This window comes from Glycomyces paridis (assembly GCF_004912155.1).
In the GTDB taxonomy this organism is placed as follows: Bacteria; Actinomycetota; Actinomycetes; order Mycobacteriales; family Micromonosporaceae; genus Glycomyces; species Glycomyces paridis.
In genome coordinates, this window is sequence record NZ_STGX01000022.1 from 40,010 (window position 1) to 63,200 (window position 23,191).

Below are 23,191 nucleotides of genomic sequence, written 5' to 3' on the forward strand. Positions count from 1 at the left end.
CCCTTTCGCGTCCCGTCAGGCGGCCTTCGCCTTCCGCAGCGTCACCGCGGCCAGGACCGCCGCGCCGAGGGCGATGAGCGCCGCGGCGAGGAACGCGGCCGAGAAGCCCTCAGTGAGCCGCACCGGGTCGCCGACTTCACCGGCCCCGTTGGCGACCGCCAGCGCGGTGACCGCGGCGAGGCCGAGGGCCGAGCCGATCTGGTAGCCGGTGTTGACGATGCCCGAGGCCAGGCCGCCCTCCTCGGGGCGGGCGGAGGCGATCGCGGTCTGGAGCGAGGGCACGAACGCGAGCGCCATGCCGAGCGCGGCCAGGAGCGAGGCGGGCAGCACGTCGGCGGCGAAGGTGCCGTCGGGGTGGGCCAGCGAAAGCCAGTACAGACCCGCGGCGAGTGCGACCAGGCCGGACACGATGAGCGCCTTCGCGCCGAACCTGGCGGCCAGGCGGGGTGCGAGCGCGGTCATGGCGACCATGATGAGCGCGGTCATCGGCAGCAGGGCCGCGCCCGAGGGGAAGGCCGAGTAGTCCAGGACCTGCTGGAGGTAGAGGTTGAGGAAGAACCACATCGGGACCCAGGCGGCGCCGAGCAGGAGCTGGGCGAGGTTGGCGGCGCCGAGGTTCGGGGCGCGGAAGACCGACAACGGCATGAGCGGTTCGCGGCGGCGGGCCTGGAGGGCGAGGAAGCCGGTCAGGAGGGCCGCGGCGGCCGCGAGGACGCCCCAGGTGGCGGGATCGCCCCAGCCGATCTCGGGGGCGCGGACGATCGCGAAGACCGCGGCGGCGAGGCCGATCGTGGCGGTGAGGGCGCCGAGGACGTCGATCGAGCCGCGCCGGGCGCCGCCGGCGGGCAGCAGCGCGGGGGCGGCGGCCAGGGCGAGGGCGGCGACGGGGAGGTTGATGTAGAAGACCCAGGGCCAGGAGGCGTACTCGGTGATGAGGCCGCCGAGGAAGACGCCGGCGGTGCCGCCCGCGGGGGCCGCGGCGCCGTAGAACGCGAAGGCCTTCGGGAGGGCCTTCGGGTCGGCGCCGAAGACCGTCATGAGGAGGGTCAGGGCCGAGGGGGCGATGAGGGCGGCGCCGGCGCCTTGGACGCCGCGGCCGACCAGTTCGGTGGCGACGTCGTTCGCGATCCCGGCCGTGAGCGACCCGGCGGCGAGGACGATCCAGCCGAGGGCGAAGACGCGGCGGGCGCCGAGGAGGTCGGAGAGCCTGCCGCCCAGCAGGAGGAGGCCGCCGAAGACGACGACGTAGGCGTTGAAGACCCAGGAGAGGTTCTCCTGGGTGAAGCCCAGCTCGTCCTGCATCTGCGGGAGGGCGACGCCGATGATCGAGGTGTCCATGATGACGACGAACTGGGCGAGGGCGATGAGCGCCAGGGCGACCCAGCGCCGCGGTGATGCCGACTGCTGCGACATGACACTGCTCCTATACCGGTAGGGGGTATGCCTTGGTGGCACTACTCCGTTGGGGGGCGGGAACTCCGGAGGCCGGTGATCCGCGCTGGAGTAGTTCTAACATACCCCCCTGGGGTATACAAAGAATGGTGTCGCACATCGCTTCCGGGCTGCGCGAGTAAGCCCGTGCGGGTCAAACCGCGCGGGCCAGACCGAGCAGGCCGGACCGTGCGACCGGAGGGAGTGCGACCGTTGTGGACTCAGCCCATCTCGTCGAAGGGCGGCGAGTAGGCGTAGGCGCCGCACAGATCCTCGCGCCAGGCGGCGAGCGTGCGGATCTGGAAGTAGTCGCCCCAGGTGGGGTCGGTGGCCTGGACGCCGTGGGCGCTCGCCGGGACGAAGCCGAAGCGGCCGTAGTAGGCGGGGTCGCCGAGGAGGAGGACGGCGGGCTCGTTCGCGGCGTCGGCGGCGCCGAGCGCGGCGTGCATGAGCGCCGAGCCGATGCCCTTGCCGTGCAGGGCGGGCGCGACGCCGATGGGGCCGAGGCCGAGCGCCCGCTCCCCCGCCAGACGCCCGTAGGTGGAGACCACGTGCCCGGCGACCTCGCCGTCCACTTCGGCCACGAGGGAGAAGCGGGGGTCCCAGTCCGCGGTGGCGCGCAGGGCGTCAACGAGGTCGGCCTCCTTGCCGGAGGCGTGCGGTGCGGTGGCGAAGGCGGCGTCCTGGAGGGCGTGGACGGCGGCGTGGTCGCGCGCAGTCTCGCGTCGGATGAGCGTCATCGCCAGAGTATCGCGGGCGGCGGGCGGTGCGGCAATCGATTTGGGCGAGTGCGTTCCGCGTTGCGGGACGGCGCGCGCGGCGGGCGGACGATCGGGATTATATTCATAATAGTCAATATTCAGGCCCGAGTTCGACGCCGCGTTCGCGAGAGCGTGCGTCGCAGATTATGGGAGCGCTACCATGCAATATGGAGAAACCGTGCATTCGAGGGCGACCCGGAATCCGGGGCGCCGCAGGCGCCTCGGGGCGGTGGCCGCGGCGGCCGGGGCGCTCATCGCCTCCGCCGTCGCCGTGGTGGCGGCGAGCCCGGCGCACGCCGCCGCCTGCGAATCGATCGACTACAACATCGTGAGCAGCTGGGGCGGCGGGCACCAGGCCACCGTCTCGCTCACCGCAGGCGACGAGGGCGTCAACGGCTGGACCGTCGAGTTCGACTTCCCGTCCGGCGGGGGCCTCCAGAGCGCCTGGAACGTCGACTGGAGCGTCAGCGGCCAGTCCTTCACCGGCTCCGACGTCGGCTGGAACGCGACCGTCGCCTCCGGGCAGACCCGCGAGCTGTTCGGGCTCATCGCGAGCGGCACCGCCGAACCGGCCTCCATCACCGTCAACGGCGTCGCCTGCGGCGGCGAGCCGACCGAGACGACCTCCGACCCGGGCACCCCCGACACCTCGCCCTCGCCCGAGGACCCGACCGAGACGCCCACCGACCCCTCCACCGATCCCCCGGACCCGACCGACTGCCCCGCGGGCGCGGTCTGCGACGGCTTCGAGGACCAGACGGGCACCGTGCCCGGCGGCGACTGGACCGTCGGCGCCAACGACTGCACCGGGACCGGCACCGCGACCGTCGACACCACCGTCGCCAACAGCGGCTCTAAGTCGGTGCGCATCGAGGGCGGGGCCACCTACTGCAACCACGTCTTCATCGGACGCGACCTGCCCGCCGACGCCGAGTGGTTCCGCGTCTACATGCGCCACACCACGGCCCAGCCGCAGAACCACACCACCATGATCGCCATGGAGGACGCCAACGACAACAACACCGACCTGCGCATGGGCGGCCAGAACGGCGCCCTGCAATGGAACCGCGAGTCCGACGACGCGACCCTGCCGGCCCAGAGCCCCGCGGGCGTGGCCCTGAGCGAGCCGCTGCCGGTCGCCGAGTGGACGTGCGTGGAGTTCCAGATCGACGGCTCGGCGCTGAGCACCTGGGTCGACGGCGACCTGGTCGAGGGCCTCGTGGTCGACGGCACCGCCACACAGGACGTCGACGCGCAGTGGAAGTCCAAGGCGGGCTGGAGCCCCGACCTGCTCGACCTGCGTCTGGGCTGGGAGAGCTACGGCAACGACGCCGACACCCTCTGGTACGACGACGTCGCCTTCGGCACCGAGCGCATCGGCTGCTGACCGCTGGAGCGAACCGCGGGCCCGGACTCGACGTCCGGGCCCGCGGGGCGCGGCCCGATCATCGCGACGCGAACACGGAAACGGCGGTTCGGGAAGCCGTGCGCGCTTGCGCCCGTCGAACCCGGCCTTCAGAGCGCCCGGATTCCGCCATTGGCGTAACCGCTGGAAACCGCCGGGCGTGTCGGCTTACCGTGAAGCATGGCTGAGACCTTCCCACCCCAGCACCCGGCGGCCACGGCGCGGGGCGGATCGCGCGAACCGCTGTGGCGGGACGCGCTCGGCGAACGGCTGCGGGCGACCCGACACGAAAAGGGCGAGACGCTCTCGGAGACCGCCGATCGCGCCGGCATCTCCCCGCAGTACCTCTCCGAGATCGAACGCGGCCGCAAAGAGCCGTCGAGCGAGATGATCGCCGCCGTCGCCGGGGCCCTGGACACGACGCTCGGCGACCTCGCCGCCGCGATCGCCGAGCGCCTCGCAGGGGCCCTCGGCGCCCGGACCCGCGCAGCGGCCGAGCGTGATCGCCCGCTCGCCCCGGCCGACGAGGCGGCCCCGCACGGCGACCGCTCCCCCGAACCGTCCGAGCGGGAGGCCCCACAGGAGCAGCCGGTGCTGGAGACGGCCCTGTTCGACCGCGGGCTCGCCCCCGCCGCGGACCGCAACGGCGAGTCGACGCGGATCGACGCCGCCGAAGTGATCGAAGCGGCGGCGCTGGACGCCGCGCTCGCCGACGCCGGACTCCTCGAACGCGCCGAGACGCCGACCGGACCGACCTGCCGGGCCGCCTACGCCTTGGCGGCGTAAGCGAACCGGCTTCGACCGGACGGCCCTCGTGCGACGCGAAGCCGCCTGCCGCATCGGAGGCCCGGGCGGGCGCGGATCGATGCCCGCAAGTCAAAGTCTTCGAGCGCTTCACCGAGCCCGCAGGCCCACGACAGGCCGGTGACTACGGCTCAGTCTCCGGTCCGCCGGGCGGCGCCCGTCGGCCCTCATCGGACCCGGTCGCCTCAGCGCACGTCCAGGACGTGGTCGATGAGGCCGTAGGCGCGGGCGGCCTCGGCGGTGAAGACTCGGTCGCGGTCGGTGTCGGCGCGGAGGGTCTCGGCGGCCTGGCCGGTGTGCCGGGCGAGGATCTGCTCGATGCCGTCGCGCACCCGCACCAGCTCGTCGGCCTGGAGGATGAGGTCGGGGATCGGGCCGCGGCCCTGGGCCGCGGGCTGGTCGAGGACGATGCGCGCGTGCGGCAGCGCCGCGCGCTTGCCTTCGGCGCCCGCCGCCAGCAGGACCGCGCCGACCGCGACCGCCTGGCCGACGCAGGTCGTGGCCACGTTCGGCTTGATGTACCGCAGCGTGTCGTAGACGCCGAGCATCGCGCTGGGGTCGCCGCCCTCGCAGTTGATGTACAGCTGGATGTCGCGCTCGGGGTTCGCCGCCTCCAGGTGGAGCAACTGGGCGACCAGCGCGTTGGCGACGCCCGCGTCGACCGCGGTGCCCAGGTAGATGATGCGCTCGCTCAGCAGGTGCGAGTAGACGTCCATGACCCGCTCGCCGCGGGCGTGGTCGACGATGACGTTGGGGATCAGGTAGCCGCTCATCGGGTGCCCTCCGTGACGGGCAGACGCAGGCCGATGTCCCGGCGCGTCCGCGGTGCGATCTGGTCGAACGCGGTGACGACCGCGTCCACGAACCCGTACTCCACGGCCTGCTCGGCGGTGTACCAGCGGTCGCGCAGCGAGTCCTCGAAGATCCGCTCGACCGGCTGCCCGGTGTCGGCGGCGATGAGGCCCAGGACCGTGTCGCGGGTGTGGCGCAGGTCGTTGGCCTGGAGTTCGATGTCGACGGCCGCGCCGCCGATGCCCGCCGAGCCCTGGTGCATGAGCACCCGCGAGTGCGGCATGGCGCGGCGCTTCCCGGGGGTGCCGGCCGAGAGCAGGAACTGCCCGGCGCTGCATGCGATCCCCAGCGCCAGTGTGGACACATCGCACGGGACGAGCCGCATGGTGTCGCGGATGGCGAGCATGGACGGCACCGACCCGCCCGGGGAGTGGATCCACAAGGCGATGTCGGCGTCCGGGTCCTCGATCGCCAGCGACAGCATCTGCGTCGCCAGGAGGGTGCCGTTGTCGTCGTCGAGCACGCCGTCGAGGACGAGGACGCGCTGCTGGTACAGCTCGCGGCGTGTCCTCTCGCTGAACTGCTGCGGTTTCTGGTCTTCGCTCATGGGTCCACACTGCGCGGGCGCGAGGGCGGCGCGCAACCGGATCTGCCGTGGGCTGCTCTGCCCACGGCAGATCCGGGTTCAGTCGGCGTGTTCGACGATGCGCACGAGGTTCCCGGCGGGGTCGCGGAAGGCGCAGGCGCGCTCCTCGCCGGGCTCCTCGACCAGTTCGGCCCCGGCCTCGCGCAGCCGCGCGAAGACCGCGTCGAGGTCGGCGGCGGCGAGCACGACCGCCGCGTACGTGCCCTTGGCCATCATCTCGGCCACGGTGCGCCGCTCGGGCTCGGTGACGCCGAGCTCGGCGGCGGGCGGCTCCAGGACGATCGCGGTCCCGGGCCGCCCGGCGGGCGCGACGGTGATCCACCGCAGGCCGTCGTGTCCGACGTCGGATAGGACCTCGAAGCCGAGGAGGTCGCGGTAGAAGGCCAGTGAGGCCTCCGGGTCCAGATGCGGCAGGAAGGCCGAGTGCAACGAGATGTCCACAGTGCTCACTCGGCCTTCCCGGGCGAGGAGGGTCGGCGCATCGCTAGGACGCGGCCTCCCACTCGAAACCGTCCGGATCGACGGCCGGTCCCGCGCCGCCGCCAACGGTCAGCCGGTGCGAGCCCGAACCCTCGATCGGAATGCCCAGGTCCTTCCCGAAGGCCTTGCGCGGGTACAGGGCCAGGTGCACCGGCCCGCCCTCGGCGTCGAACTCGGTGTACTTGCGCCCGTAACTCTTCGAGACCGTCAGACCGTGCTCGCCGTAGAACTTCTTGGTGGCGTTCATGTCGGTCGTGCCCAGCAGGATCGTGAACGAGTCGAACTTCTTCTCGGCGGGCGCCGAGTCCTTCTTCGGCGTGCACGCGAGCTTCCAGATCGACCCGTCCGGGGCCTTCAGGATCGCCCCGTAGCCCCAGAACGACTTGGCGGCGGGCTTGACGACCTCGGCGCCGTGTGCCACGGCCGCCTCCAGCAGCGCGTCCACGTTCCCCGGCTGGGAGGCCACGAGCGACAGCGAGTAGCCGCGGAAGCCGGTCGAGGCCGCCTCGGCGGGCTTGACGCGCACCAGGGCGCCCATTTCGAAGGCCTTGGAGTAGAAGTCCTCGGCGGCGGCGACGTCGTCGGCTTCAAGCGTGATGTATTCGATGGAAGTCATGCTCACAACGTTAAGCGCGCCGAGGGCCCCCGCGCTTCTCGAATCCTGACCGTCTCAGGGCGCGTTTCCGGCGGCCGCGATGTCGAACCGGTCGGGCTCGCCCGCGAGGCGCTGGAGGGTGTCGAGCCAGACCGCGCCGTGCAGCCCGAGCCACCAGGCCAGGACCCGGTCGGCGCCCGCGAGCGACACGCCGGCGGCGAGGACGGCGTCGACGAGGTCGAGTCGCAGCGCCGGTTCGAGGCCGAGGCCTTCGAGATCGGCGGCGAAGAGGTACTGGAAGTGGCGGGGCGCCTCGCGCGCGTAGGCGGCGTAGGCGCGCTCGAACTCGGCCGCGGTTCCGGCCGCGGCGAGCGCGGCGGCGAGGTCGTCGGCGCAGGAGCGGAAGACCTCGGCGAGAAGGCGCTTGCGGCTGCCGAAGTGACTGTAGACGCACATGGTGGAACGCCCGGCGGCCTCGACGAGGCGGCGCACCGACAGGTCGGCGACGCCCTCGCGTCCGATGAGGTCGCGTCCACCGCTCACCAGCTGCTCTGCGACGGTCGGTTTCGGCACGGGCGCCTCCAGGTCACGTTTCGGCGGCGCGCTTGACAGCGCACCGAGCCGAGTATAACAATCGTTATGTCGATAACAAGCGTTATAACCCGTCTGGAGGCACCATGACCGACACCCTCGCCCGGCACGAGCTGCGGCTCGCCGCCGCCGCCGGGTGGCTCGCCGCCGCCGTCATCCTCGTCAACACCCTCAAACGCGCCGAGGTCCTGCCGACCGCCGCCGTCACCCAGCTCCTCGCCCCGCTCGCCCAGGTCTTCGCGATCGGCCTCGTCATCGGCCTCTACGCCGCCTCCCGCCACGGAAAACTCCTCACCGCCGCGTTCAGCGCCAACCTCACCGCCGTCGCCGCGCTCGTCGGCGTCGAGTTCACCATCAACCTCGTCTTCGCCTACCTCGAACCGGCGCAGGTGGACGACCTCCGGGCAGGACCCCTCGGCACCGCGCTCACCGCCGCGTCGATCCTGTTCGTCCTCGCCACGCTCGCCTTCGTCGCCGCGCTCTGGAACCGGGGACTCCCCCGCGTCCCGCTCGCGCTGTATGCGGTCGCGGTCTGGCCGATCGGGCTGCGCGCCTTCGTTCCCGAGATCGCGCTCCAACTGGCGCTCGCCGTGCTCGCCGCCGCCGTCGCCTGGCTCGCGCTGGCGCTGTGGCGCCGCGCCGGGGCCTGAACGGACAAGGCGCGCTTCCCGAAACGGGAAGCGCGCCTTCGAACACCAGTGGCCGAGAGGCCCCGGTCAGCGCGACCCGGGCGCGGCAGTGCTCGACCGCAGCACCAGCTTCGGCAGCTCCGAGGAGAACCGCCGGTCACCGGTCCCGTCCACCGCCTGGAGCAGCAGGTGGAAGCCCCGGCTCCCGAGCCCCGCGAAATCCTGGTCCACCGTCGTCAACGGCGGCGACCACAGCTCCGCGAGCGGATGATCGTCGAAACCCGCCACCGACACGTCCTCGGGCACACGAAGACCCGCCTCGGTGATCCCCCGCATGACGCCCATCGCGATCTCGTCGTTGCCGCAGAACACCGCCGTCACCGACCGGTCTGCCGCCAGCTCGCGCCCGATCGCCACACCCGACTTCGGATCCCACGACGCGTCCCGCACCGCCGGCACCACCGCGCCCGCACTCGTCAACGCCCGCTTCCAACCCGAGGTCCGCCCGTCCACGCGCCGCGACGGCGGCACCCGCACATGATGGACCGTCGCATGACCCAACCCGAGGAGATAGGCCGTCAGCTCCTCCGCCGCGGCCGCCTCGTCGAGCACCGCCTGGTGGATGCCCGACTCGCGCGTGCCCGACAGCGCCACCACCGGCAGATGCGCCGGGATCTTCCGCAGCGCCGCCACCCCCGGCGGATCGAACTTCAACACCACCACGCCCGCAAGCGCCTGCGTCAGCGTCGCCGCGATCGCCCGGTCCACCTCGTCCTCGTCGGCACTCTCGACCACGGTGATCATCACCGTGTACCCCTCGGCGCGCGCCGCGATCTCCACCCCGCGGATCGCCTCGGCGTAGCCGTACCGGGAGGTGTTGCCCGCGATCACCGCGATCGTCTGGGACCTGCGCGAGACCAGGTTCCGGGCCGCCGCGCTCGGACGGAAGTCGAGCTCGGCGATCGCGGCCTCCACGAGCTCGCGCTTGGCCGCGCTCACCTTCGCCGCGCCGGTGAGCACCCGCGACACCGTCGGCACCGAGACCCCGGCGCGCTTGGCGACGTCCGAGATCGTCGGGTTGCGCAGTCTCCCGGCCATGTCGACCCTCCCGGTCCTCACGCGGGCAACCCGCTCACTTCACCGCTCCGCTCGTACTCGAGCTCATTTCACCGCTCCGCTTGTGATCCCGGAGATGATCCTGCGCTGGGCGACCATGAACGTGATCAGCAGCGGCAGGCTCATCAGGATGATATAGGCGAAGATCAGGTGCCAGTTCTGGAGATACAGGCCCGCGCTGGCGACCTGGTAGAGGTTCAGCGGCAGCGTGTCGATGCGCCCGCCGATGACGAACAGCGCGTAGAACACGTCGTTCCAGATGTACAGGCAGATGAGGATGGTCGCGGTCGCCAGGACCGGCCGCAGGAGCGGCAGGATGATCCGGGTGAACACGCGGACGGGCCCGGCCCCGTCGACGCGGGCGGCCTCCTCCAGCTCGTGCGGGATCGTGCGCACGAACCCGGTCACGAAGAAGATCACCGTCGACAGGTACATGCCCATGTAGACGCCGATCATGCCCAGGGCGGTGCCGGCGAGGCCGAGCTGGCGCAGCAGCAGGACGATGGTGACGACGGCCGGCGGCAGGACGATCCCCGAGATCGCCAGGGCGTAGATCGCGGCGCTGAGGCGCCCGCCCCGGCGCCCGAGGATCCACGCGGCCATCGAGCCGAGGATGAGGACGCCGACGACCGCGGGCACCATGACCAGGAGGCTCCCGAAGAACGCCGGGAGCATCTTGCCGTCGGTGAACACCGTCGCGAAGTTGTCGAGCAGGTGCCACTGCGAGGGCGCCTTGAGGTCGGGGTCGAGCGCCTCGGCCCGGTCCTTCCCGGCGGTCGCCACGACGAGCCAGAACGGGACGCCCAGGACCAGGACCGCGACGAGGATCGCCGCGACCGGCTGGAACGAGAAGCGGAACCGGCGGCGCGGCGCGCGCCGCACGGCGGTGGCGGTGGTGCTCACAGGACGTCCTCTCGCTTGCGCAGGTAACGGATCACCGGGAACGCCAGGATCGTCACCGCCAGGAACAGGACCAGGCTCATGGTCGTCGCCTGCGCGAACAGGCCCTGCCCGAAGGTCCGGAAGATGAAGATGTTCAACAGCTCGGTGGTGCCGCCGGGCCCGCCCTCGGTCGTGGCCTGCACGATGTCGAAGCCGTTCATCGAACCGAGGAGCGCCGTGGCGACGTTGAAGGTGACCGCGGGGGCCAGCAGCGGGAAGCGGATGGAGCGGAACATCGTCCACCGGCCCGCGCCGTCGAGGCGCCCGGCCTCGAGCACGTCGTCGCTGATGGTCTTGAGACCGGCGAGATAGATGAGCATCGACAGGCCCATCCACTTCCACGAGTGCACGATCGCGACGACCACGATCGTCCACGTCGTGTCCCCCAGCCACGGGATCGACACCTCGGCGCCGGAGACCCACCCGAGGATCGCGTTGAGCGCCCCGTCGGGTTTCAGCAGCGCCTGGAAGATGTAGCCGACCGCCAGCGCGGACATGATGACCGGGACGAAGAACGCCACGCGCACCGCGCGGTTGATCCGCGTGTCGCGCTCCAGCAGCAGCGCCAGGCCGAGCCCGAACGCGTTCTGGAACACCGCGACGAGCACGGCGTACACCAGGGTCACCTTGAGCGAGTTCAGGAGCGTCCCGTTCGTGAACAGCGACGTGAAGTTGTCGATCCCCGCGAAGTTGATCGCGCTCTTGAAGCTCGACCAGTCGGTGAACGCGTAGACGAAGTTGAACAGGGTCGGGACGAAGAAGAACACGACCAGGACCACCAGCGCCGGGATGAGGAACCACAGCGGATGGTCTTTCTGGCGGGGGCGCTTGGCGAGCGCGAGGTTCGTGGACACGACTGCCTTTCTGGTGCGGCGCGGACGGGTGCGGGGGCACCGGACCACCGGTGCCCCCGCCGCTGTTAGAAGCCCTCGGCGCCCTGGGCCTTCGCCAGTTCGGCGAACTGGCTCTGGGTCGCCTCGGCGACCTCGGCCGGGGTCTTCGTGCCCTGGATCATGTCGGCGAGGTAGATGTACAGGTCCGGGTTGGCGATCGCCGAGGCCTGCATCGAGCCCACCGAGTCGGCGAGCGAGTCCGAGACCGACAGCAGCGCCTCCGGCACGTCCGCCGGGGTCTCCACACCGGACTGGAGCGAGACGGTGGACTGCGCGTTCACGAAGTCCCCGTAGCCCTCGCCCATCCAGTACGACAGGAGCTGACGGGCCGCCGACTCCTGGTCGGCGTCACCGGTCTTGAACGCCACCAGCGCGTTCGACTGGTCGGGGATGAACGTCCCCGTGTTGCCCGAGGGCGAGATCGGGAAGAACCCGATCTTCTGGTTCAGCTCGTCGGTGTCGGCCAGCGACTGGAGCTGCCCGAAGAACGAGTTCACCTGCACGACCATCGCGGCGTCACCCGCGAGCAGGGCCGCGCCCTGGTCCTCGAACGTCGCGGTCTTGATGTCCTCGTTGAACAGGCCCTCGTCGATGAGGCCCTGGTAGGTCTCGATCGCGCCGAGGATCGTCGGGTCGGTGAACTGCTCCTCACCGGTGTTCACGCGGTCCCACAGGCCGTCCGCGGCGGCGTCGGCCAACTGCACCTGCACCCACCACTGGGTGCCCCAGCGGTCGGCGGCCATCTCGTGGAACGGCGTGACCCCGTCCGTCTTCAGGTCGCGGGCCAGCGCCACGAAGGAGTCCCAGTCCGTCGGCGTCTCGGTGATCCCGTTGGCCGCGAACACCTCCTTGTTGTAGTACACGCCCTCGACCGCGGGGGTCGTGATGAGCGTGGCGTAGCGGGTGTCGTCCAGGAGGCCGGTGATGTCGCGCAGCTCGGGCTTGTACGAGTCGAGCCAGGGCGCCCCGTCGAGCGACTGGAGGTTCTGGCGCGCGTTCAACGCGGTCAGCTGCGAAGCGGTCGGCTGCCAGAACGCCAGGTCGGGCATGTCGCCGGTGGCGACCTTCGTCTGCACGCCCTGCTCGTAGGGGTCGGGGATCGTGACGACCTCGACCTCGGCGCCCGTCAGGTCCTCGAAACCCGCGATGACACTCTCGGGCACGGTGTTCGAGTTCTGCGCGGCCCAGATGGTGAGGGTGGTGCCCGACAGGTCGGCGTCCTGCGCGGGCCAGTCCACCGGACCGTCGGAGCCGGAGTCGGCCCCGGGGTCCGAGCACGCGGACAGCGTCAGGGCGCCGGCGGCGGCGAGCGCCAGCACGTGGCGGAACGGCTTCTTCATTGAATTGCTCCTATTTCTGTGTAGGGGAGTCGATGGTCAGGCGCAGGGTGCGGGCGGCGAGGCCGCCGCCCGCGTGCACGGTGAGGGTGCCGCTCGCGGCGTCCCAGGCGGTCTTCCACTCCGGGAGGTCGCGCGGGAACACCGTCGAGACGGTCACGTCGCGCCCCGCGAGGTGCGGGAACGCGAGGTCGACGGCGGGCGGGCCGCCGCGGTGCCACAGCGAGACGAGGTCCTCCCCCTCGCCGCGCAGGGCGAGGGCGGTCCACGGGTCGTCCCAGCCCGGCAGGCCCGCGGGCCAGTGCGGGTGCCACCCGGCGACGGCCGGCCGCAGCGACTTGGCGACGCGCACCGCCTCGGCGACCGTCCCGCGCTGCTCCGCGGTCATCTCGTTGAGGTGACCGGAGACGTAGAAGCGGCCCAGCAGGCCCGTGACGAGGCAGAACGCGACCTCCTCGTCACTCATTCCAGGCTGGGGATAGGCCCAGTTCGCGGCCTGCTCGGGCAGGAGCGCGATCGGCGCGGCGGCCGCGATCGGCGGGAACTTCGTGAAGTCCTGCTGGTCGGAGGTCGACTGCATCGCAAGGCGGGAGAGCATCGCGAAGTCCATGCGCATCGCACCCGAGGAGCAGTTCTCGACCACGAGGCCCGGATGGCGGTCCAGGAGCCGGTCGAGCCAGTCGAGATGGGCCCGGTTGTGGCTCAGCAGCCCGTCGCCGACCGAGTCGGCGTCGCGGTCGGTGCCCGGCCCGGGGTCGATGTTGTAGTCGAACTTGAAGAACCCGACGCCGAAGTCGGCGACGAGGCGGTCCACGACCGCGTTGAGGTGGGCGACGGCGGCGGGGTGGCGCAGGTCGAGGTGGTAGCGGTGGTGCTCGACCACGCGCTGGCCGTGGCGCAGGAGGAAGGCCTCGTCGGGGAGGGCGTCGGCGACGGGGCTGCGGACGCCGATGACCTCGGGTTCGAGCCAGAGGCCGGGGGTCATTCCGGCGTCCTTGATCGCGGCGACGACTTCGCCGAGGCCGCCGGGGAAGCGGGTGGTGGAGGGGGTCCACTCGCCCACGGTGTCCCACCAGTTGCCGCTGTCGTCGTACCAGCCGGCGTCGATGCAGAAGATCTCGGCGCCGGTCTCGGCGGCGGCGGCGATGAGCGGGAGAAGCTTGGCGGTGGTGGGGTCGCCGTTGAGGGTGTTCATGTAGTCGTTGAAGACGACGGGCATGGCGGCGTTGTCGGGGTGGGGGCGGCGGGCGGCGCGGCGGAAGTCGGTGAGGGCGGCGAGGGCGCCTTCGAGGTCGGCGCCGGCGGCGAGGGTGGCCGGGACGGTGGTGAAGGCGTCGCCGGGGCGCAGGACGCGGGTCCAGGCGGCGTCGGCGTCGGTGGGGCCGGAGAGGCTGAGGTAGCCGCCGGCGATGTCCTCGCCGAGCTCCCAGCGCCAGGCGCCGTTGTGCTCGATCTGGAAGGCGAGGGCGAACGCGTCGGCGGCGGAGGCGACGGCGCCGACGGGCAGGTGGCGGCCGGTGGACCAGGTGCCGTCGGAGGTGCGGGTCCAGGCGCCGCGGGGGTTCTGGGCGGTCAGCTCTGAGGCGAGGCGGGGGAAGTCGGGGCCGCGCAGCGGCTCGCGGGTCCAGCGGCCTTCGCCGAGCCAGTCGCCGGTGCCCCAGATCCGCTCCCAGCCGCTCAGGTGGTCCATCTTGGGGTCGCCGGACGGGTCGCGGCGGGTGAATCCGGTGGTCAGGGAGGCGACGGAGCGCAGGACGAGGGTGCGGGCGCCGGTGGCGGCGACCGTGACGGTGGTGCGGACGGCTGCGGGGGCGGCGTCGAGGATCTCGAAGGCGGCGGTCGCTTCGACGCCGTCGGCGCCTTGGCGGACGGTGAGGGTGCGTCGGCCCTCCGAGACTGATGTCTCGTGACCGATATATCGCAGTTCGGAGCCGAGTTCCGTGTGGGCGAGGCGGTCGGACGAGGGCAGGTGTCCCTGGTCGGCGGTGAGGACCTCCACGAGCGGCACGGCGTGGACGGGGAGGTCCAGACCGGCCCGCGACAGGTCGGTCACGCGCACCGGCGCATCGGCACCCCAGCCGAATTCGAGCGTGAATTCGGTACTGCCCCAAGACAACTGTTCGCCCACGACGCCCCTTTGCATGCGCGCCGAGGCGCGGTTTCCGGTACCGCTGCCAGGCGGTTCGTCTGGTAGCGATTTCAGGGCCACCGTAGCGCAATCATGAAATCGATTTCAAGTTTAGTCTTGAAATCGTTATCAAAAACCGGTAGCGTCAAGCCGCGATCGAGGGACGGACCCCCCCTGGTCTCGCGCAGTCCAGCTCGATGGAGAGAGGACCGATCGATGAGGAAGACCATGACCATTGCAGCCGCCGCCGCGGTCGCCGCGACCGCCGTCACCGGCCTGAACCCACCGCCCGCCGCCGCAGCGGCCGAGACCGAGGTGCTGTCGGTGGACTTCGCCGACCGCACCGGCGACTTCCGCGGCGGCGCCACCGGCACGCTTTACGGCTTCGGCGACGAAGGCGCCCCCACCCAGGCGCTCGTCAACGGCGCCCACATCACCAACACCTCGCAGAAGGCGCCGTACGGGACCCAGCACCCCTCGGGCGACGCCGTCAAGGTCGAGGACGGGTTCTTCGCCAAGCACGGCGAGGACATGTACATCTACGTGCAGGACTACTACCCCGAGTGGCCGTACAACGGCGGCCGACTCCCCGGCGACGACCGCACCTACGACCTCGCCGACGGCACCTACACCGAGGCGCCCAACGGCGTCTGGGACTACCTCGAAGTGGTCGAGTTCGTCGCCGAGGCCGTCGCGACCGACTCCGACCGCCCCCAGGACTACGTCTTCATCCCCTTCAACGAGCCCGACGGCGGGAACTGGTACCCCGACTGGGCGAACCAGAAGGACCGCTTCCTCGCCGACTGGCAGGCCTCCTACGACAAGATCCAGGAGGTCTGGGCGCGCCACGGCCTCGGCCACGCCCGCATCGGCGGACCCGGCGACACCCGCTGGCAGCCCGAGCGCAGCGCCGACATCCTCGCGTTCGCCAAGGAGCACGACTCCCTGCCGGACGTCTTCATCTGGCACGAGCTCGGCATCGACAACCTCGCGAACTACCGGCGGAACTTCGCCGACTACCGCGCGCTCGAAGCCGAACTCGGCATCGACCCGATCCCGGTCAACATCACCGAGTACGGGATGCTCCGCGACATGGGCGTGCCCGGCCAGCTCGTGCAGTGGCTCGCGATGTTCGAGGACACCAAGGTGGACGCGCAGACCGCCTACTGGAACTACGCGGGCAACCTCTCCGACAACACCGCCCGACCCAACGGCGCCAACGCCGGCTGGTGGATGTTCAAGTGGTACGGCGACCTCGCCGGGTCCGAGACCGTGCGCGTGACGCCCCCGAGCCCCGACACCGTCGACACCCTCCAGGGCATCGGCGCGGTCGACGAGGCGAACCGGCGCGCCACCGTCCTCTTCGGAGGCACCGACGCCGATGTGTCCCTGGACCTCTCGGGGCTCGACGCCTCCCTCTTCGGAGACCGGGTCGACGTCGAGGTCCGCGAGGCCGCGCTCACCGGCGCTGAAGGCCTGGCGGGCACCCCGCGGGTCGTCGCGGCCCACGACGGCGTCGCCGTTGACGATGGGGCCCTGGAGCTCCAGGTCGCAACGTACGACCGGTACGCGGCCTACCAGGTCGTCATCACCCCCGACCAGACCCGCGACATCGAGGCCGGGGCCGAGGGCCAGGCGTGGACGGCCGTGAGCGAGGCTGAAGACCTCGCGCTCACCGACGCCACCGTCTACACCCACGACCCGAAGGGCTCCGGCGGCTGGCAGTTCCTCGCCTCCGGCGGGCAGGACGTCGGCTCGTTCAACAAGCCGACCTCCAAGGCCGACTGGAACATCGAGGTTCCCGGCGACGGGACCTACCGGCTCCAGGTCATCGGCGGCGCTCCGGGCGTGCCAGGGCGGCACGCCCTGTTCGTGGACGGCGAGGCGGCCGGGACGATCCAGTACGCCGCCGACCTGGGCCTGAACTCGACGAGCAAGTGGCAGTACCGCGGCAGCGCCGAGGTGCTCGTGGAGCTGGCGGAGGGCGGCCACGAGCTGTCCATCCGGTCCAGTGAGGACGGAGCCAACCTCCTCCCCAACGCGGACATCACCCTCGACAAGGTCTCGCTCACCGCCGTGAGCGGCGGCGAGCCGACCGCCTACCCCGCCTCGACCTTCCGCCTTACCGACGGCGCGACCCTCGACTGGGCCCGAAACGCGCCGCTGCGCGGCGGCGCCGCGCTGGACGGCGACGCGCGGGCCGACCTGTACGCGACGGCGATCGAGACGGGCTACCACGACCTGGTCGTGGACTGGGCGTCCGATGGGAACTCAAGCGTCGAGTTGAGCGTCAACGGCGTGCCGACCGCGACCCTCGACGCCGCCCGCAAGGGCACCTGGCGGTCCACCGCCAGGGTCCACCTGGTCGAGGGCATCAACGAGATCGAACTGCGCTCGCCCGACGGCGCCCTCGTGTCGTCGCTGACCACGGTGCGCGCCAGGGAGTCCGACGACGCGGCCGTCACCGTCGAAGCCGAAGAGGCCGTCCTCCACGGCGCGGCCTCGGCGACCACACTGGCCGACGCCACCGGCACCAACGCCTCCGGCAGCACCTTCGTCGGCTGGATCGGCGGCGGCGCGGACAACTACCTCGAAATCCCCCGCGACGGCTTCGCCGCACCGGGCGACTACGACGTCACCGTCCACTACGCCAACGCGGAACTCTCGGGCGACCACGACTACAACCCGCAGGTGGTCGACCGCCTGCTCCAGGTGCGCGAGGGCGGCGAGGAGGTCGGCCACGCCTACTTCCGGTACACGTACTCGTGGGACAGCTTCTCCCAGCGCAGCATCGCGGTGACCCTGTCCACGACGGACCAGACGCTCCGCCTCGGCAACACCGAGGCGTGGGCCCCGAACATCGACAAGGTGGTCATCGCCCCGAGGCTCCTTGAAGAGCCGACGACGGTGGGGCTCCGCAAGTAGGAGCCGAGCCGACCACCCGAAGGTAAACGACGAATAGGGCGGCCTGCGCGCGAAAACGCGCAGGCCGCCTTGGATGTCAAAGCCGGAATCGACGCCATAGGTCCGACGGCGTATGCACGAAGCCCACTCGCCTTCCCAAGCCGCCCACTCGCAAACGGCTGTGATCTCGGCAATTGCACGCCTCATGCAAGCGCAATCCTGTCGGCGCGAGCGCGCAAAGTGGAGGCCTACCTTGTTCTCCCACCCTGGGTGGGAGAACGCTCCCCCGCCCACTCGCGCCCACCCGCTCGCCATGCGGTTGTGATCTCGGCGATCGCTCCACTCCTGCAAACGCGATCCTGTCGGCACGGGCGCGCAAAGTGGAGGCCTACCTTGTTCTCCCACCCTGGGTGGGGGTCCGCGCCGCGCCCGCGCCCGCCTTTGCTCGCCTCCACACCCTTGGAGCGCCCCTCCGCGCCCGGTCCGTGCCGTGTCCGCGCCTGGCCCGTGCTCTCCTCCGTCGTGTACCGCGCTCCCCTCCCCTTCCGTCTAACATCGCGCGTAGAACGTTCCCCCACCCCCTTCGAACTGCGCGAGGACTCCTTGGACCCTGTTCCCCGCCCTCCGATCCGCCCGCCGCGCCGCTTCGCGGCCGAGCCCGCCGCCATCGTCAGCTGCATCGCCGTCGGCGTCTTCGCCGCCGTGGCCGTGATCATCGGTCACGAGCGGGGGCACCGGTTCGCGTTCGAGGCGCTCTCCGCGTACGTCCTCATCGCGGGGCTGCTCTCATCCGGACCCCAGGGCCGGCGGCCCCTGTACTCCCTGCCGTCCTGGTCCATCGGAACGCTCGTCGGAGTGCCGATCGGGCTCCTCGTAGGCGGGCTGTGCCTTCCCCTCGAATCCTCCGATCCCGACTGGCGGTATGCGGGAGTCCTGTGGGGCGTGCTCCTCGTGATGGACATCGGCAGGGAAGCCGTCCGTGACCGGTGGGCCGAGCGCCGTCGCGAGATGCGCGCCGACGGCACCGGCGAAAGCCCCGGCCCCCGGGACCCGCTGCCCGCGCGAACACCGTGACCGGAGCGGTCGGTCCGGACCGCGATGCGATCAGGGCCGACCGGTGCGCACCCTGCGCCGGCGGCTCAGGCCGGGTCGAGCAGGGCTGCGTAGAGCGTCAGGCCCGGACCGAAGGCGAGTGCGACCGTTGGGCCCGTTGCCGCTCCCGCGTGTAGGAGCGAGTCCAGGACGAGCAGGACCGTCGGGGAAGAGCAGTTGCCGTGCTCGGCGAGCACGGTTCGGGAGGTGGCGAGGGCTTCCGGTGGCAGGCCGAGGCCGTCCTCCACGGCGTCGAGGATGCGCGGGCCGCCCGGGTGGACGGCCCAGGCGGCCACGTCGGACAAGTCCATGCCGTTGCGGCTCAGGAGGTCCTTGACGAGCGGGCCGACCTGGGATTCGAGGGCGTCGGGGACTTCGGGGGCGAGGCCCATGCGGAAGCCGAGATCGGTGATGTCCCAGGTCATGTGGTCGCTGCGGGTGGTGTCGGTGCGGGCCGCGACGTCGACCACGCGGAGGCCGGGGGCGGTGTCGGGGCGGAGTACGACCGCGGCGGCGGCGTCGCCGAAGAGGGCGTGCGTGACCATCTGCTCGGGGTCGTGGGAGGCGGGCTGGACGTGGAGCGAGGTGAGCTCGATGCACAGCACGAGGGCGGGACGGCCGTGGGCGGCGACGTAGTCGGCGGCCGTGGCGAGTGCGGGCAGGGCCGCGTGGCAGCCGGTGTGACCCACGAAGAGCCGCCGCGAGTCGGGGGCGAGCGGCAGCCCGTCCGCGAGCGCGATATCGAGTCCCGGTGTGCCGTAACCGGTGCAGGAGGCGACGATGAGGAGGCCCGTCTCGGCCGGATCGGTCACGGCGGCGTCGAGCGCGGCTCGCGCCGCTTCGAGGGCCAGCGGCGGGGCCGCCTCGCCGTAGCGGCGCATTCGGTCCCCTGTGGACCAGTTGGCGACGGTCCGCAGTTCGCTCGGGGCCGTGGCGGTGTGGCGGGAGCGGACCTCGGAGGCGGTGAAGATCCGCTGGGCGACGCGCGAGCGGGAGAAGTGCCACCGGAAGACCTCGTCCCAGAGGTCCCCTTGGCGGTGGGCAGGCGGCAGGGCCGCGCCGATCCCGGCGATCCGCGCGGTCACCACCGCGGGACCTCGGTGTCGTGGTCGGGGTCGCCGCCGAGCGCGGCGGTACCGAGCCAGTCGGCGCACACGTCGGAGGTCGCCGGTTGCAGAGCGCCGCAGCGGGCGTCGCGGTAGAGCCGTTCGAGCGGGTGCCCGCGGCGGCTCGCCGAGGCGCCCGCCGACTCCAGGAGGGAGGCGGCGACCTGGACGGCGGTGTCGCCCGCGGTGAGCTTGGCGCGCCAGACCCACCGGTTCGTCTCGGGCGCACCGGGATCGCGGTCGATGCACGCGGCGGCCTCGGCCACGACGAGTTCGAGCGCGGCCACGGCCGCCTCCGCGCGGCCGAGCCGGGCCCGGGCGGGCGCCAGGCCGCCGAGACCACGGGCGTTCAGGTGTTCGGCGGCCGCGTCGACGGCGGCCCGCGCGACCCCGGCGTACACCGCCGAATAGGAGGCGACGAGCCACTGCGGCATGGCTTCGGCGATCATGAGCGTGAGGCCCTCGACGCCGCCGAGGAGCGCGCCCGGCTCGACCTCGACGTCGAAGTGGACGTCCTGGCTTCCGGTGGCGCGCATCCCGAGCGAGTCCCAGGTCTCCTCGACGCGGATGCCTTCGGAGGCGGGCACGAGGAAGTAGGAGACCTGCGGGTCCTCGGCGTCGGCGTCGCGCGCGGTCACAAGGTAGGCGTCCGCGTGCCCGGCCCCGGAGACGAAGGCTTTGGCGCCGGTGATCCGGTAGCCGCCGTCGGTGCGGCGGAACGCGGTCGTGGTGCGCGAGAGCCGCGAGCCGCTGCCCCGCTCGCTCATGGCGACCGCGTAGAGCAAGCCCTTCGCGGCGGCTTCGAGCGCGCGGTCTCGCACCGCGAAGTAGGACTTCGGGGCGCCGAGCAGGCGGATGAGTTCGTCCGGGGTCTGGGCGAGCGCGCCGGTTACGGAGGCGTGCATGTTGAACACGAGCGCGGTCGCGCCCGCCCCGCGCGCGAGTTCGGCCGCGACCCTCGTGTACTCGGTGAAGGAGGCGCCGAAGCCGCCGAGGCGGGCCGGGACCATGAGGCCGTAAAGGCCCGCTTCGCGGAGGTCCGCGAAGTCGGCTTCGGGGAAGCGGCCGTGCCGGTCGTGCTCGGCGGCCCGCTCGACCAGGCGCGGCCGGAGCCCGCGGGCCAGTCGGAGGGCGCGGTCGCCGCCGCGTTCGGTCTCGGTGGAGACGGGTGCTGCCACTGGCGTTCACTCCTCGGCTCGGACCGCCGCGGACCGGAGTGCGTTGGCGGCCTTCCGCACAGTGTCCTCGCAATCACCGCACCGGACAAGGCCGCGCACTGACGGCCTCCGGACACTCGCCTGTGCGACCGCGATCGAGAACGCGGGCGCGGCTGCCGTGCCTCCTCATCGCATCGCGGCGTGCAGGCCAGCGCGGCCAGACCGGAGTTGCCGCCCAAGTCGCCTCTGAAACCCGGCGACCCGACCCGACCGATTATCGCGCCTGGCGGCGCCTTTCCCCGGCGCTCCTGAGCGTCGCAGCTCCGCTCACCTGCGGCGAAAGCCGTGGCGTCGAAGCGCCGGACGGCCGGTACGCCCGCCTTCGCCTTGTGCCCAATGGCAAAGGCGGTCGCTCTCCACCGGCATCATCCGCGGATAGCAGGCCGCCGACATTCACGCCCGTTCATTCGCTCACGATCCCTGAACGCCCACCGCCGGCATTGCCGCGGCCGTGGAAGCCCGCTCTCTGATACCCGATTCGCCGACCACGCCCGATGCGAGCGGCTCGGTCCTCGGCGCTACCCGTTCGCGGTCAGCAGCAGCACCACGTCGAGAAGCGCCACCAGCATCACCGCGCGGAAGGCGACCCGCGAGCGCGGCCGCCGTCCCGCCGCGAGGCCAACGATCAACACTGCAAGGGCGAGCGGCACCGCCGTGAGCGCGAAGAGCGGAGGCGGGCCGGGCGGGCCGAGGACCAGGAGGATCGAGGCGGTGAGCACGAGGGCGGCGGCGGTGAGGCGAGTGATGTTGGGGCCCAGTCGGTGCGGTAGGCCGCGGACGCCGGTGGCGTGATCGTCGGCGAAGTCGGGGAGCACGTTCGCGAAGTGCGCGGCGGAGCCGAGCGCCGCGGCGGCGGCCATGAGCCACAGCGGAGGCCACGGGCTACCGGGTGCGCCGAGCGAAAGGAAGGCCGGGAGGAGCCCGAAGGCGACGGCGAAGGGGGCGACGGACCAGGCGGTGGATTTGAGGCGCAGGTCGTAGGCCCAGGCGGCGAGGAGGGCGGTGAGGTGTGCGGCCGCTGCGAGGGGTCCTGAGAGGAGAGTGAGCGCGACGGCGGTGGCGGCCGAGGCGATGAAGGCCCATCGGACCGGCCTCGGGGTGAGTTCGCCTGCGGCCAAAGGCTTGTCGGTGCGGCCTACTTGGGCGTCGCGGCGGGCGTCGACGAGGTCGTTGAGCCAGCCGACGGAGAGCTGGCCGGCGAAGACGGCGGCGGTGGCGATCGCGGCGGAGGGCAGGCTGCGGTCGGTGCCGAGGGCGAGGCCCGCGGCGACGGCGGTGACGGCGAGGGCGGGCAGGGGGTGGGAGGCCCGCGCCATCGCGGTGGTGAACCCTCGCATGTGCGCCAGTGTGCCACGCTGGGGCGATGAACGGTGGTGCGCGGGAGCGTCTGGTGCGAGGCGATCCCGCGCTGTACGACCGGCTGGCCGGGGAGTGGTGGGAGCCGAGGGGCGTCTTCGCGGTGCTGCACTGGCTGGCGGCGGCGCGCGGGGCGCTGGTGCCGCCTGCGGATCAGGCGGGGGCGGTGCTGGTGGACTTGGGTTGCGGGGCGGGGCTGCTCGCGCCGCATCTGGCGGGAAAGGGCTATGCGCATGTGGGCGTGGACCTCTCGGCGGCGGCGCTGCGGCTGGCAGCGGCCCACGGGGTGGCGGCGGTACGGGCGGACGTGACGGCGGTGCCGTTGGCGGACGGGTGCGCGGACGTGGTGGTGGCGGGCGAGATCCTTGAGCACGTGCCGGATCTGGAGGGGGCGGTGGCGGAGGCGTGCCGGCTGCTGCGGCCGGGCGGGCTGCTGGTGATCGACACGTTGGCGGCGACGGCGCTGTGCCGGTGGCTGGCGATCGGTGTGGCGGAGCGGATTCCGCGGATCGCGGTGCGGGGCGTGCACGATCCGGCGCTGCTGGTGGACCGGGCGGCGCTGCGGGAGGCGTGCGCGGCGCACGGGGTGGCGTTGGAGCTGCGGGGCATTCGTCCGTCCATGAGGGATGTCGCGGCGTGGGCGGTGGGGCGGCGCGAGTCGGTCCGGATGGTGCCGGTGGGGACGACGGCGGTGCTGTTCCAGGCGTGGGGGCGTTCGGCGGACGGCAGGGCCACTGTGCACGGCCGGTGAGAACCTGGTCCGAACCGATTCAGCATGGTTTCAGATGCGCCCGTTCGGGTCGGGGCGGTGGGGTGGAGCCCTGGAGTGGAAGGCTTCCCACGGGCCGTCGATGCTGCTACCGTGATTGGACGTCGCCGCGGTGCGAGGCGGCCGCACGGGGACGCGCCGCGGGCGTTGACATTGAAGTATTCCGATGTATATTCTGAGCTGCACTTAACCGATTC

At 71.9% G+C, this 23,191-nt stretch carries 21 protein-coding genes; 6 read left to right on the forward strand and 15 right to left on the reverse strand.

Translation table 11 applies throughout. The annotated features are described in order from the left end of the window. Positions 1-15: 15 nt before the first annotated feature. Entirely contained in the window at positions 16-1,413 is a 1,398-nt protein-coding gene (locus E9998_RS22950; protein ID WP_136532032.1) for an MFS transporter, read from the reverse strand. A 239-nt stretch (positions 1,414-1,652) separates the two neighbouring features. Next, a complete protein-coding gene (locus tag E9998_RS22955) occupies positions 1,653-2,171 on the reverse strand; it encodes a GNAT family N-acetyltransferase (RefSeq protein WP_136532034.1) in 519 nt (172 codons plus the stop codon). 181 nt (positions 2,172-2,352) lie between these two features. Between E9998_RS22955 and E9998_RS22960 the strand changes: the two genes are divergently transcribed. Next, on the forward strand, positions 2,353-3,579 hold the full coding sequence (locus tag E9998_RS22960) for a cellulose binding domain-containing protein (protein ID WP_136532036.1): 1,227 nt from the start codon (positions 2,353-2,355) through the stop codon (positions 3,577-3,579). A 198-nt stretch (positions 3,580-3,777) separates the two neighbouring features. Continuing rightward, entirely contained in the window at positions 3,778-4,383 is a 606-nt protein-coding gene (locus E9998_RS25985) for a helix-turn-helix domain-containing protein (protein ID WP_204745607.1), read from the forward strand. Between the two features lie 203 nt (positions 4,384-4,586). Here the strand turns inward: E9998_RS25985 and E9998_RS22970 are convergent, their stop codons facing one another. From E9998_RS22970 to E9998_RS22990, 5 genes are all read right to left on the reverse strand, one after another. Next, positions 4,587-5,174: a ClpP family protease gene (locus E9998_RS22970; RefSeq protein WP_136532037.1), complete on the reverse strand. Its 588-nt coding sequence runs from the start codon at positions 5,172-5,174 to the stop codon at positions 4,587-4,589. Then, the gene (locus tag E9998_RS22975; protein ID WP_136532039.1) at positions 5,171-5,800 is read right to left on the reverse strand and encodes a ClpP family protease; all 630 of its coding nucleotides are present in this window, start codon (positions 5,798-5,800) and stop codon (positions 5,171-5,173) included. Before E9998_RS22975 ends, E9998_RS22970 begins: the two co-directional genes overlap by 4 nt. 78 nt (positions 5,801-5,878) lie before the next feature. Then, the gene (locus E9998_RS22980) at positions 5,879-6,280 is read right to left on the reverse strand and encodes a VOC family protein (protein ID WP_136532128.1); all 402 of its coding nucleotides are present in this window, start codon (positions 6,278-6,280) and stop codon (positions 5,879-5,881) included. Between the two features lie 43 nt (positions 6,281-6,323). Further along, the gene (locus E9998_RS22985) at positions 6,324-6,935 is read right to left on the reverse strand and encodes a VOC family protein (protein WP_136532040.1); all 612 of its coding nucleotides are present in this window, start codon (positions 6,933-6,935) and stop codon (positions 6,324-6,326) included. Between the two features lie 54 nt (positions 6,936-6,989). Beyond that, positions 6,990-7,487 carry a TetR/AcrR family transcriptional regulator gene (locus E9998_RS22990; RefSeq protein WP_158299955.1) on the reverse strand — a complete coding sequence of 166 codons (498 nt, stop codon included), beginning with the start codon at positions 7,485-7,487 and terminating at the stop codon, positions 6,990-6,992. A gap of 104 nt (positions 7,488-7,591) precedes the next feature. Between E9998_RS22990 and E9998_RS22995 the strand changes: the two genes are divergently transcribed. Then, positions 7,592-8,155 (forward strand): hypothetical protein, encoded by a 564-nt coding sequence (locus tag E9998_RS22995; RefSeq protein WP_136532043.1) that lies wholly within the window; start codon positions 7,592-7,594, stop codon positions 8,153-8,155. A 66-nt stretch (positions 8,156-8,221) separates the two neighbouring features. Here the strand turns inward: E9998_RS22995 and E9998_RS23000 are convergent, their stop codons facing one another. The 5 genes from E9998_RS23000 to E9998_RS26895 all read right to left on the reverse strand — a co-directional run bounded on the left by E9998_RS23000 (position 8,222) and on the right by E9998_RS26895 (position 14,481). Then, on the reverse strand, positions 8,222-9,232 hold the full coding sequence (locus E9998_RS23000) for a LacI family DNA-binding transcriptional regulator (RefSeq protein ID WP_136532045.1): 1,011 nt from the start codon (positions 9,230-9,232) through the stop codon (positions 8,222-8,224). 63 nt (positions 9,233-9,295) lie between these two features. Further along, positions 9,296-10,153, reverse strand: a complete 858-nt coding sequence (locus E9998_RS23005) for a carbohydrate ABC transporter permease (protein WP_136532046.1) — start codon at positions 10,151-10,153, stop codon at positions 9,296-9,298. Continuing rightward, positions 10,150-11,046, reverse strand: coding sequence for a carbohydrate ABC transporter permease (locus tag E9998_RS23010; RefSeq protein WP_204745608.1), 897 nt, complete (start codon positions 11,044-11,046; stop codon positions 10,150-10,152). The genes E9998_RS23005 and E9998_RS23010 overlap by 4 nt, the downstream gene beginning before the upstream one ends. A gap of 65 nt (positions 11,047-11,111) precedes the next feature. After that, positions 11,112-12,425, reverse strand: a complete 1,314-nt coding sequence (locus E9998_RS23015) for an ABC transporter substrate-binding protein (RefSeq protein ID WP_136532048.1) — start codon at positions 12,423-12,425, stop codon at positions 11,112-11,114. Positions 12,426-12,435: 10 nt separating this feature from the next. Then, the gene (locus E9998_RS26895) at positions 12,436-14,481 is read right to left on the reverse strand and encodes a glycoside hydrolase family 36 protein (RefSeq protein ID WP_204745609.1); all 2,046 of its coding nucleotides are present in this window, start codon (positions 14,479-14,481) and stop codon (positions 12,436-12,438) included. A 297-nt stretch (positions 14,482-14,778) separates the two neighbouring features. Here E9998_RS26895 and E9998_RS23025 point away from each other — a divergent pair, with 297 nt between their 5' ends. Both E9998_RS23025 and E9998_RS23030 read left to right on the forward strand, forming a co-directional pair. Then, positions 14,779-17,475 (forward strand): carbohydrate-binding protein, encoded by a 2,697-nt coding sequence (locus E9998_RS23025; protein WP_204745610.1) that lies wholly within the window; start codon positions 14,779-14,781, stop codon positions 17,473-17,475. A 582-nt stretch (positions 17,476-18,057) separates the two neighbouring features. After that, the gene (locus E9998_RS23030) at positions 18,058-18,528 is read left to right on the forward strand and encodes a hypothetical protein (RefSeq protein WP_136532052.1); all 471 of its coding nucleotides are present in this window, start codon (positions 18,058-18,060) and stop codon (positions 18,526-18,528) included. 65 nt (positions 18,529-18,593) lie between these two features. On the opposite strand, the gene E9998_RS23035 is transcribed toward E9998_RS23030, so the two are convergent. The 3 genes from E9998_RS23035 to E9998_RS23045 form a co-directional block, all read right to left on the reverse strand. After that, positions 18,594-19,634 (reverse strand): type III polyketide synthase, encoded by a 1,041-nt coding sequence (locus E9998_RS23035; protein WP_204745611.1) that lies wholly within the window; start codon positions 19,632-19,634, stop codon positions 18,594-18,596. Beyond that, positions 19,628-20,830, reverse strand: coding sequence for an acyl-CoA dehydrogenase family protein (locus E9998_RS23040; protein WP_136532056.1), 1,203 nt, complete (start codon positions 20,828-20,830; stop codon positions 19,628-19,630). Before E9998_RS23040 ends, E9998_RS23035 begins: the two co-directional genes overlap by 7 nt. Positions 20,831-21,387: 557 nt before the next feature. Next, on the reverse strand, positions 21,388-22,206 hold the full coding sequence (locus tag E9998_RS23045; protein ID WP_136532057.1) for a UbiA family prenyltransferase: 819 nt from the start codon (positions 22,204-22,206) through the stop codon (positions 21,388-21,390). 26 nt (positions 22,207-22,232) lie between these two features. On the opposite strand from E9998_RS23045, the gene E9998_RS26900 reads away from it, so the two are divergent. Continuing rightward, positions 22,233-22,976, forward strand: a complete 744-nt coding sequence (locus tag E9998_RS26900) for a methyltransferase domain-containing protein (protein ID WP_136532059.1) — start codon at positions 22,233-22,235, stop codon at positions 22,974-22,976. Positions 22,977-23,191: the final 215 nt, after the last annotated feature.

Coding starts and splice junctions, on each gene's coding strand:
- E9998_RS22950 (WP_136532032.1), bottom strand. CDS start 1,413: ATGTCGCAGCAGTCGGCATCACCGCGGCGCTGGGTCGCCCTGGCGCTC.
- E9998_RS22955 (WP_136532034.1), bottom strand. CDS start 2,171: ATGACGCTCATCCGACGCGAGACTGCGCGCGACCACGCCGCCGTCCAC.
- E9998_RS22960 (WP_136532036.1), top strand. CDS start 2,353: ATGCAATATGGAGAAACCGTGCATTCGAGGGCGACCCGGAATCCGGGG.
- E9998_RS25985 (WP_204745607.1), top strand. CDS start 3,778: ATGGCTGAGACCTTCCCACCCCAGCACCCGGCGGCCACGGCGCGGGGC.
- E9998_RS22970 (WP_136532037.1), bottom strand. CDS start 5,174: ATGAGCGGCTACCTGATCCCCAACGTCATCGTCGACCACGCCCGCGGC.
- E9998_RS22975 (WP_136532039.1), bottom strand. CDS start 5,800: ATGAGCGAAGACCAGAAACCGCAGCAGTTCAGCGAGAGGACACGCCGC.
- E9998_RS22985 (WP_136532040.1), bottom strand. CDS start 6,935: ATGACTTCCATCGAATACATCACGCTTGAAGCCGACGACGTCGCCGCC.
- E9998_RS22995 (WP_136532043.1), top strand. CDS start 7,592: ATGACCGACACCCTCGCCCGGCACGAGCTGCGGCTCGCCGCCGCCGCC.
- E9998_RS23000 (WP_136532045.1), bottom strand. CDS start 9,232: ATGGCCGGGAGACTGCGCAACCCGACGATCTCGGACGTCGCCAAGCGC.
- E9998_RS23015 (WP_136532048.1), bottom strand. CDS start 12,425: ATGAAGAAGCCGTTCCGCCACGTGCTGGCGCTCGCCGCCGCCGGCGCC.
- E9998_RS23025 (WP_204745610.1), top strand. CDS start 14,779: ATGACCATTGCAGCCGCCGCCGCGGTCGCCGCGACCGCCGTCACCGGC.
- E9998_RS23045 (WP_136532057.1), bottom strand. CDS start 22,206: ATGCGAGGGTTCACCACCGCGATGGCGCGGGCCTCCCACCCCCTGCCC.
- E9998_RS26900 (WP_136532059.1), top strand. CDS start 22,233: ATGAACGGTGGTGCGCGGGAGCGTCTGGTGCGAGGCGATCCCGCGCTG.